Below are 12,022 nucleotides of genomic sequence, written 5' to 3' on the forward strand. Positions count from 1 at the left end.
CGTTCGTCGCCGAGGAGCGTTGCGACGGGTACCGCGAATCAGGCTATTCGCCGGCTGCCCGCCAGGCTCGGAGACTTCAATCGGAGGGCTCGGATGCGCATAGCGCTTTCCCATCCACCGCATCGAACCGCGCTCACGTCAAATTTCTAGTCAATTTCTTAGAAAGGAGGGCGTGATGAACGCCGCAGTTATCGATTCCAAAAATTCCCAGGATTTCGTTGTTGCCGACATGTCGCTTGCCGACTGGGGCCGCAAGGAACTCAACATCGCCGAGACGGAAATGCCCGGTCTCGTGCAGACGCGCGAAGAGTACAAGGCGCAGCAGCCGCTGAAGGGCGCGCGCATCGCAGGTTCGCTGCACATGACGATTCAAACCGGCGTGCTGATCGAGACGCTGACCGCGCTCGGCGCGGACGTGCGCTGGGCATCGTGCAATATCTTCTCGACTCAGGATCATGCCGCCGCGGCAATCGCCAAGGCCGGCACACCGGTGTTCGCGTTCAAGGGCGAATCGCTCGACGAGTACTGGGAATTCTCGCACCGCATTTTCGAATGGCCGAACGGCGAATTCGCCAACATGATCCTCGACGACGGCGGCGACGCCACGTTGCTGCTGATCCTCGGCTCGAAGGCTGAAAAAGACCGTTCGGTGATCTCGAAGCCGACCAACGAGGAAGAAGTCGCGCTGTACAAGTCGATCGAGCGTCATCTGGACGCCGACCCGACGTGGTACTCCACGCGCCTCGCACACATCCAGGGCGTGACGGAAGAAACCACGACCGGCGTGCACCGCCTGTATCAGATGGAAAAAGAAGGCCGCCTGCCGTTCCCGGCCATCAACGTCAACGACTCGGTCACCAAGTCGAAGTTCGACAACCTGTACGGCTGCCGTGAGTCGCTGGTCGACGGTATCAAGCGCGCGACCGACGTGATGATCGCGGGCAAGATCGCCGTGGTTGCCGGTTACGGCGACGTGGGCAAGGGCTGCGCGCAATCGTTGCGCGGTCTGGGCGCGACGGTGTGGGTTACCGAAATCGATCCGATCTGCGCGCTGCAGGCGGCGATGGAAGGCTACCGTGTCGTGACGATGGAATACGCGGCGGACAAGGCCGACATCTTCGTGACGGCAACCGGCAACTACCACGTGATCGGCCACGACCACATGAAGGCGATGCGTCACAACGCGATCGTCTGCAACATCGGTCACTTCGACTCGGAAATCGACGTGGCATCGACCCGTCAGTACGAGTGGGACAACATCAAGCCGCAAGTCGACCACATCATTTTCCCGGACGGCAAGCGCGTGATCCTGCTGGCTGAAGGCCGCCTCGTGAACCTGGGTTGCGCGACGGGCCACCCGTCGTTCGTGATGTCGAATTCGTTCACGAATCAGACGCTCGCGCAGATCGAACTGTTCACGCAAGGCAAGAAGTACGAGAACAAGGTGTACGTGTTGCCGAAGCATCTGGACGAGAAGGTCGCACGCCTGCATCTCGCGCGCATCGGCGCGAACCTGACCGTGCTGTCGGACGATCAGGCCGGCTACATCGGCGTCGACAAGAACGGTCCGTTCAAGCCGAACCACTACCGCTATTAAGCGCGCCGCAGGCGGTTTGACAGCATGACAGTTTGACGACAGGGCGGCGCATCATGCGCCGCTTTGTTCGCCATGCCCGCCTGCCGCTCTCTGTTGCGCGCTTTTTCCCGTTATCGGACATCCTGCCAAAGGAGCTCTACATGACCGTGCTGCTGACCTGGCTGATCAACGCGCTTGCGCTCCTGATCATCACCTACCTCGTCCCGTCGATTCATATCCGCAGTTTCGGCACCGCATTGATCGTCGCGGTGGTGCTCGGGTTGATCAACACGATCCTGCGGCCGTTGCTGATTCTGCTGACGCTGCCCGTCACGATTCTCACGCTCGGACTCTTCATTCTGGTGGTCAATGCGCTGTGCTTCTGGCTGTGCGCGTCGCTGCTGAAGGGCTTTGAAGTGTCGGGTTTCTGGTCGGCGTTCTTCGGCTCGATCCTGTACAGCATCGTTTCGTGGCTGCTGTCCGCGCTTATTTTTGGCAACCGCAGTCTCGGTTGACCCACTGAATCATGAACCCGATCGAACTTTCATTCGAATTCTTCCCGCCGAAAACGCAGGAAGGCGTCGACAAGCTGCGCGCCACACGCGCCCAGCTCGCCACGCTCAAGCCCAAGTTCGTGTCCGTCACGTTCGGCGCCGGCGGCTCGACGCAACAGGGCACGCTCGATACCGTCGTCGATATGGCGAAGGAAGGGCTCGAAGCGGCGCCGCACGTGTCGTGCATCGGCTCATCGAAAGAGAGCCTGCGCGCTATTCTCAACGAATACCGCGCGCATGGCATTCGCCATATCGTCGCGCTGCGCGGCGATCTGCCGTCCGGCATGGGCGAAGTCGGCGAGCTGCGCTATGCGTCGGAACTGGTGAGCTTCATCCGCGCCGAGTTCGGCGACTGGTTCTGGATCGAGGTGGCCGGCTACCCGGAATACCACCCGCAGTCGCGCTCGCCGCGTCACGATCTGGAAAACTTCGCCCGCAAGGTGAAGTCCGGCGCCAATTCGGCGATCACGCAGTACTTCTTCAACGCGGACGCGTACTTCCGTTTCGTCGACGACGCGAAAAAACTCGGCGTGGATGTGCCGATCGTGCCGGGCATCATGCCGATCACGAACTTCTCGCAACTGATGCGTTTCTCGGAGATGTGCGGCGCTGAAGTGCCACGCTGGATCGCGCGCCGGCTGGAAAGCTTCGGCGACGATCGCGAGTCGATTCGCGCGTTCGGGCTGGATGTGGTGACCGACCTGTGCGGGCGTCTGATTGACGCCAAAGTGCCGGGTCTGCACTTCTACACGCTGAACGGCGCCGCAGCGACCAAAGCGATCTGCGAACGGTTGGGCGTTTAAGCTCCTATCACGTTGTCGAGACGAAACCGCGCGGCTGACGCAGCCGTGCGGTTTTTTTTCGCGCTGCAAATGCCATGCGACTGTCAGGCGAATGAAGCCGGAATGACCAATCCGACGCTGGCACAATCGTCGCAACGGCTGCTGCGTCGCAACAAACACGCCAGCCCGACCCAAGCTTGCGGCGCGTAAGCCCGCATTGAACCCGATTTTTGTGCTGTCTATGATCAAAGCGCAGCTGACGTGGCTGCTGTGCGGAGAACGTGATGACGGTATCCAAGTTGCTGTTTGCAGTTCGCCAAACCTGCCTTCCGGCGTTGAGCGTCTGTGCGGTTTTGAGCGCCGGGTTTTCGCCCGCCGTCGCCGACGCGGCCAAGCTGCCTGACAAGACCCTCGTGTTCTGCTCCGAGGGCAGTCCGGCGGGCTTCGACAGTGCGCAATACACCACCAGCGTCGAGTTCAGCGCGGGGTCGTACACGGTCTACAACCGCCTGATCGAGTTCGCGCACGGCAGCACGGATATCGAGCCGGGTCTCGCCGAGAAATGGGACGTGTCGCCGGACGGGCTGACTTATACGTTTCATTTGCGCCACGGCGTGAAGTTCCAGACCACGGCGTTCTTCAAGCCGACGCGCGAATTCAATGCGGACGACGTCGTCTTCACCTATCAGCGCATGCTCGATCCGGACCAACCGTTCCGCAAGGCGTACTCGGTGCCGTTCCCGTATTTCACCGATCTGGGCCTCGCCAAGAACATCACGAAGGTCGAAGCGGTCGATCCGTACACGGTGCGTTTCACGCTGAAGGAAGTCGACGCACCGTTTTTACAACAGATCGCGATGCCGTTCGCCTCGATTCTCTCGGCGGAATACGGCGATCAGTTATTGAAAGCGGGTAAAGCGTCGGATATCAATCAATATCCGGTCGGCACCGGTCCATTTATTTTCCGCAGCTATACGAAAGACGACACGATTCGCTTCGACGGTAATCCCGACTACTGGAAGCCGGGCGTCGTCAAAGTCGGCAAGCTGATATTCGCGATTACCGTCGATCCGGCCGTGCGTCTGCAGAAACTGAAACGCGGCGAATGCCAGGTGATGTCGTATCCGCGTCCCGCCGATATTCCGACGGTGAAAACCGATGCGTCGCTCGTCATGCCGAACGAGGTGGGTTTCAACCTCGGCTATATCGCCTACAACACCACCAAAAAGCCGCTCGACAACGTGCTGGTGCGCCGCGCGCTCGATATGTCGATCAATAAGAAAGCGATTATCGAGTCGGTGTATCAAGGCGCGGGCCAGGCGGCGACCAACCCCATGCCGCCGACCCAGTGGGGCTACGACAAGAATCTGAAGGACGCCCCGTACGACACCGAAAAAGCCAAAGCGCTGCTGAAACAGGCGGGTTATCCGGACGGCTTCGATTTGACGCTGTGGGCCATGCCGGTTCAACGGCCTTATAACCCGAATGCGCGGCTGATGGCGGAAATGCTGCAATCCGATTGGGCGAAGATCGGCGTCAAGGTGAAGATCGCCACCTTTGAATGGGGCGAATATATTCGCCGCGGCCATGCCGGCGAGCATGAAGCCATGCTGATCGGCTGGACCGGCGATTATGGCGATCCGGATAACTGGCTCGGCGTATTGCTGGGCTGCGACGCGGTCAACGGCAGTAACTTTTCCAAATGGTGCTACAAACCTTATGACGATTTGATCAGAAAGGGCCGTGGCACGACCGCTCTGCCTGAGCGCACCAAGGCTTATACGGAAGCCCAGGAAATTTTCAAGGATCAGGTTCCGTTCACGCCGATCGCCCACTCCACGGTCTATCAGCCGATCAGCAAGAACGTCACGGGCTTCAAGATCGACCCGTTCGGCCCGACGCAATTCATGAATGTGGGTCTGAAATAAGGCCCGCGGGCCGTTTTTTGCTGAGATGACCCTCTAAAGCCGCATGCTCCGGCCAGCGCCGGCGTGCGGCGGCCCTTATGCCCGAATGGTTTCCGATCGTCCACGCTGCGTGGGATCGGAGTAATCGCTAAAGCGGTAACTCCGATCGATACACCTGGAATTTCCTCCGCTTGGTGCTGTGAGCCAAGCTCAAGTAATATCGCGCTACGCCGGCGGGAGCCGGCCACGAACCTGGAGGAAACATGAAGCAAAACAATCTGTTGCGCGCCGCGCGTGTTACGACGCTCGTCGCAGCTGCAGCGGCATCGATGGTGGGCGCAAGTGTCGCGCGCGCTGAGATTCCGAACAAAACCCTGGTCTACTGCTCAGAAGGCAGCCCTGCGGGTTTCGATCCTGCCCAATACACCACGGGCACCGATTTCACGGCTAATACGTTCACGGTCTACAACCGTCTCGTCGAATTCGAACGCGGCGGCACCAAGGTCGAACCGGGCCTCGCCGAAAAGTGGGACGTGTCCGCGGACGGCAAGACGTACACGTTCCATCTGCGTCATGGCGTGAAGTTCCAGACCACGTCGTTCTTCAAGCCGACGCGCGAATTCAATGCGGACGACGTCGTGTTCACGTTCCAGCGCATGCTGGACCCGAACTCGGCCTTTCATAAGGCTTACCCGGTCCAGTTCCCGTACTTCACGGACATGGGCCTCGACAAGCTGATCACCAGTGTCGAAAAGGTCGATCCGTACACGGTCAAGTTCACGCTGAAGGAAGTCAACGCGCCGTTCATCCAGAATCTGGCAATGGAATACGCGTCGATTCTCTCGGGTGAATACGGCGACCAGTTGATGAAAGCCGGCAAGGCCGCCGACATCAACCAGTTCCCGGTCGGCACGGGCCCGTTCATCTTCCGCAGCTACACGAAGGACGCGACGATCCGCTTCGACGGCAATCCGGATTACTGGAAGCCGAACACGGTGAAGATCTCCAAGCTGATCTTCTCGATCACGCCGGACGCCGGCGTGCGCGTGCAGAAGATCAAGCGCGACGAATGCCAGGTGATGAGCTATCCGCGTCCCGCCGACATCGCGCCGCTGAAGGCTGAAGCGAACATCGCGATGCCGTCGCAACCGGGCTTCAACCTCGGCTACCTCGCGTACAACGTGACGCACAAGCCGGTCGACAAGGTCGAAGTGCGTCAGGCGCTCGACATGGCGATCAACAAGAAGGCGATCATCGACTCGGTGTACCAGGGCGCGGGCCAGGCTGCCACGAATCCGATGCCGCCGACCCAATGGTCGTACGACAAGAACCTGAAGAGCGCGTCTTACGATACCGACAAGGCCAAGGCCCTGCTGGCGAAGGCTGGCTACCCGAACGGCTTCGACATCACGCTGTGGGCGATGCCGGTGCAACGCGCGTACAACCCGAACGCCCGCCTGATGGCGGAAATGATCCAGGCCGACTGGGCCAAGATCGGCGTGAAGGCGAAGATCGTCACGTATGAGTGGGGCGAGTACATCAAGCGCGCTCACGCAGGTGAGGACGATACGATGCTGATTGGCTGGACCGGCGACAACGGCGATCCGGACAACTGGCTCGGCACGCTGCTCGGCTGCGAAGCGGTGAACGGCAACAACTTCTCGAAGTGGTGCTATAAGCCGTTCGACGACCTGATCCAGAAGGGTCGCGTCACGTCTGATCAGGGCGCGCGCACGACGGCTTACATGCAGGCGCAGCAGATTTTCGCGCAGCAACTGCCGTTCTCGCCGATCGCTCACTCCACGGTGTACCAGCCTGTCAGCAAGAAGGTGGTGGACATGCGCATCGAACCGCTCGGCTACGCGCGTTTCGATGGCGTCAGCATCAAGTAATTCGTCAAGCTAGTCGTAAAATTCGCGCAGTACGCTTTTCGCACGGTTAGAAAACTGGTCGAAATGGTCCGGCGACCGGGGTCACGAGCCCTCGTCGCCGGTTGCGTTTTTTCTTCACCAAGACCATAGGGACGAACCATGTTCCGCTTTGTTTTGCGCCGCATCGGCATGGTGATTCCGACCTTCATCGGCATCACGATCCTCGCGTTTGCGCTGATTCACCTGATACCGGGCGACCCCATCGAAGTGATGATGGGCGAGCGCGGCGTCGATCCCGCCATGCACGCCGCCGCGATGCACCGGCTCGGGCTCGACGAATCCTTGCCGATGCAGTACGTCCACTACATCGGGCGCGCGCTGCACGGCGACCTCGGCACCTCGATCATCACCAACACCAGCGTGATGGGCGAATTCCTCGCACGCTTTCCCGCTACCGTCGAACTGTCGATCTGCGCGATGCTGTTCGCGCTGATCGTCGGCTTGCCGGCGGGCGTGTTCGCGGCGTTGCGGCGCGGCACGGTGGTCGATCACGGCGTGATGGGCACGGCCCTGACCGGCTACTCGATGCCGATCTTCTGGTGGGGCTTGATCCTCATCATGGTGTTCTCCGTGAAGCTCGGCTGGACTCCGGTGTCCGGCCGCATCGCGGTCGAATACGACATTCCGCACGTGACCGGCTTCATGCTGATCGACGCGATGATGTCCACCGACGAAGGCGCGTTCAAGTCGGCGCTGAGCCATCTGATCCTGCCGGCCATCGTGCTCGGCACGATTCCGCTGGCGGTCGTCGCGCGCATGACGCGCTCGTCGATGCTCGAAGTGCTGCGTGAGGACTACATCCGCACCGCGCGCGCGAAGGGCTTGTCGCCGGGGCGCGTGATCGTCGTGCATGCATTGCGCAATGCGCTGATTCCGGTGGTGACGGTGATCGGTCTGCAGGTCGGCACGCTGCTCGCGGGCGCGGTGCTGACCGAGACGCTGTTTTCGTGGCCGGGTATCGGCAAGTGGCTGATCGACGCGATCGGCCGGCGCGACTATCCGGTGGTGCAGGGCGGTATCCTGATGATCGCCACGCTGGTGATCGTCGTGAACCTCGTCGTCGATTTGTTGTACGGCGTGCTGAATCCGCGCATCCGCCATACGAGGTGAACCGAAATGGCAGACATTCAAAATACAGTCCCCCAGTCGGTCACTCCTCCGAGTGGCCGCGCTATCGCCGCCCGGGAATTCTGGGCGAATTTCTCGCGTAACCGTGGCGCGGTCAGCGCCGGCGTCATCGTGCTCGTGCTGATCTTCATCGCGATCTTCGCGCCGTTGATCGCGCCGCACAGTCCGATCGAGCAATACCGCGACTTCGTCAAGATTCCGCCCGCATGGCTCGAGGGCGGCAACTGGAAGTTCATTCTCGGCACCGACGAAGCGGGCCGCGACATCCTCTCGCGTCTGATGTACGGCGCGCGGCTGTCGTTCTGGATCGGCTTCGTCTCGGTGGTGCTCGCGTTGATTCCGGGCGTCGTGCTCGGTCTGATCGCGGCATTCTTCGAGAAGTGGGCCGACACGCCGATCATGCGCATCATGGACGTGCTGCTCGCGTTGCCGTCGCTGCTGCTCGCCGTCGCGGTGGTGGCGATCATCGGTCCGGGTCTCGTCAATACGATGCTGGCAATCGCGATCGTCGCGCTGCCGGGCTATGTGCGTTTGACGCGCGCATCGGCGCAAGGAGAGTTGCAGAAGGAGTACGTGACGGCCTCGCGCGTGGCGGGCGCCGGCACCTTGCGTCTGATGTTCTCGCAAGTGCTGCCGAACTGCACCGCGCCGCTGATCGTGCAGGCCACGTTGGGTTTTTCGTCGGCGATTCTCGACGCCGCGGCACTCGGCTTTCTCGGCCTCGGCGTGCAACCGCCGTCGGCGGAGTGGGGCGCAATGCTGGCCTCGGCGCGCGATTACATCGACAGCGCCTGGTGGATCGTCACCATGCCGGGTCTGTCCATCCTGATCTCGGTGCTCGCGATCAATCTGCTCGGCGACGGGCTGCGCGACGCACTCGATCCCAAACTGAAAAGGATGGCCTGACATGAGTACCTTATTGACCATCCGCAATCTGGCGGTGAACTTCAACGGACTGCCCGCTGTCGACCGGATCAACCTCGATGTCGCGCCGGGCGAAGTGGTCGGCGTAGTCGGTGAATCGGGCTCGGGCAAGAGTGTGACGATGATGGCGCTGATGGGCCTGATCGACGCACCGGGCATCGTGACCGCCGACGAAATCACCTTCAACGGCAAGAACCTGCTGAAGGCGTCGGCGAAGGAACGCCGCAAGATCATCGGCAAAGACATCGCGATGGTGTTCCAGGACGCGCTCACCAGTCTGAATCCGAGCTACACCGTCGGCTATCAGATCAAGGAAGTGCTGAAGCTGCATGAAGGCTTGCGCGGTAGTGCGTTGGACAAGCGCGCGCTGGAACTGCTCGATCAGGTCGGCATTCCCGACCCGAAAGGCCGCATTGGTTCGTTTCCGCATCAGATGTCGGGCGGCATGAACCAGCGCGTGATGATCGCGATGGCGATTGCCTGCAACCCGAAGCTGCTGATCGCCGACGAGCCGACCACCGCGCTCGACGTGACGATCCAGGCGCAGATCATGGAGCTGCTGATCAAGCTGCAGAAGGAACGCGGCATGGCGCTCGTGCTGATCTCGCACGATCTGGCCGTAGTGTCCGAGGTCGCGCAACGCGTCGCGGTCATGTACGCTGGCGAAGTGATCGAGACCAACCGCGTGCCCGACATCTTCGCCGCGCCGCATCATCCGTACACGGAAGCGTTGCTGGCGGCGATTCCCGAGCACAATGTCGGCGCCGTGCGGCTCGCTGCATTGCCGGGCATGGTGCCGGGTCGCGACGATCGTCCTAAAGGATGTCTGTTCGCGCCGCGCTGCAAGTATGTGGTCGACGACTGCATGAAAGCGCGGCCCGCGCTCGCGCCGATGCAAGGTCACGCTGAAGTGGCGCGCGTGCGCTGCATCAAACCCCTGAACCTGAGCGGCGACGCCAACGTTCACACCCATGGAGGCGCACGATGAACGCAGTACTCGAAACGCGGCGCCAGTCGGACCATGCGGGCGATCACGTGTTGGTCGCGGAGCAATTGGCGCGCTACTACACGGTCAAGCGCGGCATGTTCGCGTCGGGCACGGTGAAGGCGCTCAACGGCGTCTCGTTCGCGCTCGACCGCGGCAAGACCTTGGCGGTGGTCGGCGAATCCGGCTGCGGCAAATCGACGCTCGCGCGTCAATTGACCATGATCGAAGCGCCCACCGCGGGCCGTCTGTTGATCGACGGTGAAGACGTGGCCGGCGCCGATCACGCGAAAATCGCGGCGCTGCGTCGGCGCGTGCAGATGGTGTTCCAGAACCCGTTTGCCTCGCTGAATCCACGCAAGACCGTCGAGCAGACGCTCGGCGAGCCGCTTGCGATCAACACGCAACTAAGCGTGACCGAACGCGCCGAACGGATCGCGCAGATGATGCGCACCGTCGGTCTGCGTCCGGAACATGCGAAGCGTTATCCGCATATGTTCTCCGGTGGTCAGCGCCAGCGCGTGGCGATTGCGCGCGCGATGATTCTCGACCCGCAGATCGTGGTCGCCGACGAACCCGTGTCGGCGCTCGACGTGTCGATCCAGGCGCAGATTCTGAATCTGTTCATGGATCTGCAGGAGCAGTTCAAGACCAGCTACGTGTTCATCTCGCACAACCTCTCGGTGGTGGAGCATATCGCCGACGACGTGATGGTGATGTACTTCGGCGGCGTGGCGGAGCTCGGCGACAAGAAGCGGATTTTCTCGAACCCGCGTCATCCGTACACGCGCGCGCTGATGTCGGCCACGCCGTCGATCTTCGAGGCGGATCGCACGATCAAGATCAAGCTGCAAGGTGAAATGCCCTCGCCGCTGAATCCGCCGTCGGGCTGCACGTTTCATCAGCGCTGCCCGTACGTGATCGACCGCTGCCGCAGCGAAGAACCGAAGCTGCGCGAAGTGGATGGCCGCCAGGTGTCGTGTCACCGCGCCGAGGAGGTGGGGGACGTGGATGCCTGATGGGTTGGCGGCGCGTCGTCTTACGCGCCGCTTGCGTGATGGCGGCCTGAATGCTGCTTTCACGCGGCGCTGGAGGGCGCGTGCACTGACCGGTGCCGCGCTCTTCGGCGTTTGTTCCGTATTTCATCCCGGCGTCGGGCCGATCGGCGTCGCGCATGCCGCCGGGGCGGCCGCCAATGCACCCGCGCAGGCGGGGCGTCCGGCGCTCCCGGTGCCCAACATGCCGGCGCCGCCACGCACCAGTTTGCCGGGCCTCAATCCGCCGCCCGTTGCGCCGCCTGCCTTGCCGGGCACCACGGCGAGCGGCCCGGTGCGCGCGCAGCCTGCGCGCATGCCGTTCTATGTCGCGACACGCGGCACGACCACCATCTACGTGCTGGGCACGCTGCATGTCGGCGATCCCGCCGACTACCCCGCCAATCAGCCTTTCCGCGCGCCGATCCTTGGCGCACTCGCCGCCTCGCCGACGCTGGCGCTCGAACTGTCACCCGACGAACTGCTGGTTTCGCAAGACGACGTCTCGAAGTACGGCGTCTGCCGGCGCGACTGTCTGCCGGGATTGCTGCCCGAGCCTTTGTGGCACAAGCTGGCCCTCCGGCTGCACGGCAACCCGGCGGCGCTCGACGCCATCAAGAAGATGCGGCCGTGGCTCGCTTCGCTGCTGGTCGAAACCTACGATTCGCTGAGTGCCGGCTTGCAGACTGAGTACGGGTCGGAAGCGCAACTGCAAAACGTCTATCTCCGCACGCGCGGCAAGATCGTCGGTCTGGAGACGTTGTCGCAGCAGATGCGCGCGTTCACGGGACTGTCGCTCGCGCAGCAGCGCGAGATGCTGGCGCAGGATCTGGTGCAAACGCCGGCGGAAAACGTCGCGGATGTGCGGACCTTGCACCGTCTGTGGCGCGTGGGCGATGCGGATGCGATCGCCGCCTGGCAGGCCGCGAAATCCGAAAAACTGGCCCGCGACAAACGCATCTCCGATTCGATCGACAACAAGATCGTCTATGACCGCAACCGCCGCTTCGTTTCGCGGATGCTGCTGATCGCCGCGCCCAACAAGCCGGTTTTCGTGGCGATCGGCGCGTTGCATCTGGGTGGCCGCAAAGGCGTGCTGCAGATTTTGCGGCAGCACGGGTTTGTGGTGGAGGCGGGTTGAGCTTCATCGCAGCCCGGCACGAGATCTACGCAGCGACTCAAATGTCCTAAACCGGATCGG

Annotated in this window: 10 protein-coding genes and 1 riboswitch; all 10 genes read left to right on the top strand. The window is 61.9% G+C overall.

The window, feature by feature from the left end:
* The first annotated feature begins 5 nt into the window (after nucleotides 1-5).
* Nucleotides 6-142: riboswitch (S-adenosyl-L-homocysteine riboswitch) on the top strand.
* A 33-nt stretch (nucleotides 143-175) separates the two neighbouring features.
* Nucleotides 176-1,597 carry an adenosylhomocysteinase gene (gene ahcY, locus P0D80_RS17380; protein WP_132376629.1) on the top strand — a complete coding sequence of 474 codons (1,422 nt, stop codon included), beginning with the start codon at nucleotides 176-178 and terminating at the stop codon, nucleotides 1,595-1,597.
* Between the two features lie 140 nt (nucleotides 1,598-1,737).
* Nucleotides 1,738-2,091: a phage holin family protein gene (locus tag P0D80_RS17385; protein ID WP_132376630.1), complete on the top strand. Its 354-nt coding sequence runs from the start codon at nucleotides 1,738-1,740 to the stop codon at nucleotides 2,089-2,091.
* An 11-nt stretch (nucleotides 2,092-2,102) separates the two neighbouring features.
* Nucleotides 2,103-2,933 carry a methylenetetrahydrofolate reductase [NAD(P)H] gene (metF, locus tag P0D80_RS17390; RefSeq protein WP_132376631.1) on the top strand — a complete coding sequence of 277 codons (831 nt, stop codon included), beginning with the start codon at nucleotides 2,103-2,105 and terminating at the stop codon, nucleotides 2,931-2,933.
* 263 nt (nucleotides 2,934-3,196) lie between these two features.
* Complete coding sequence (locus P0D80_RS17395; protein ID WP_408176451.1) at nucleotides 3,197-4,840, top strand: ABC transporter substrate-binding protein; 1,644 nt, start codon at nucleotides 3,197-3,199, stop codon at nucleotides 4,838-4,840.
* Nucleotides 4,841-5,082: 242 nt separating this feature from the next.
* A complete protein-coding gene (locus P0D80_RS17400) occupies nucleotides 5,083-6,711 on the top strand; it encodes an ABC transporter substrate-binding protein (RefSeq protein ID WP_116118485.1) in 1,629 nt (542 codons plus the stop codon).
* A 138-nt stretch (nucleotides 6,712-6,849) separates the two neighbouring features.
* Nucleotides 6,850-7,860 (top strand): ABC transporter permease subunit, encoded by a 1,011-nt coding sequence (locus P0D80_RS17405; protein ID WP_091798153.1) that lies wholly within the window; start codon nucleotides 6,850-6,852, stop codon nucleotides 7,858-7,860.
* A 6-nt stretch (nucleotides 7,861-7,866) separates the two neighbouring features.
* Nucleotides 7,867-8,784, top strand: a complete 918-nt coding sequence (locus P0D80_RS17410) for an ABC transporter permease subunit (RefSeq protein WP_106284839.1) — start codon at nucleotides 7,867-7,869, stop codon at nucleotides 8,782-8,784.
* A gap of 1 nt (nucleotide 8,785) precedes the next feature.
* Nucleotides 8,786-9,790 carry an ABC transporter ATP-binding protein gene (locus P0D80_RS17415; protein WP_132376634.1) on the top strand — a complete coding sequence of 335 codons (1,005 nt, stop codon included), beginning with the start codon at nucleotides 8,786-8,788 and terminating at the stop codon, nucleotides 9,788-9,790.
* Nucleotides 9,787-10,806 carry a peptide ABC transporter ATP-binding protein gene (locus P0D80_RS17420; RefSeq protein WP_132376635.1) on the top strand — a complete coding sequence of 340 codons (1,020 nt, stop codon included), beginning with the start codon at nucleotides 9,787-9,789 and terminating at the stop codon, nucleotides 10,804-10,806. Before P0D80_RS17415 ends, P0D80_RS17420 begins: the two co-directional genes overlap by 4 nt.
* The gene (locus tag P0D80_RS17425) at nucleotides 10,799-11,962 is read left to right on the top strand and encodes a TraB/GumN family protein (RefSeq protein WP_132376636.1); all 1,164 of its coding nucleotides are present in this window, start codon (nucleotides 10,799-10,801) and stop codon (nucleotides 11,960-11,962) included. The genes P0D80_RS17420 and P0D80_RS17425 overlap by 8 nt, the downstream gene beginning before the upstream one ends.
* Nucleotides 11,963-12,022 lie beyond the last annotated feature (60 nt).

Source organism: Paraburkholderia sp. RL17-373-BIF-A, assembly GCF_046030175.1.
GTDB lineage: Bacteria > Pseudomonadota > Gammaproteobacteria > Burkholderiales > Burkholderiaceae > Paraburkholderia.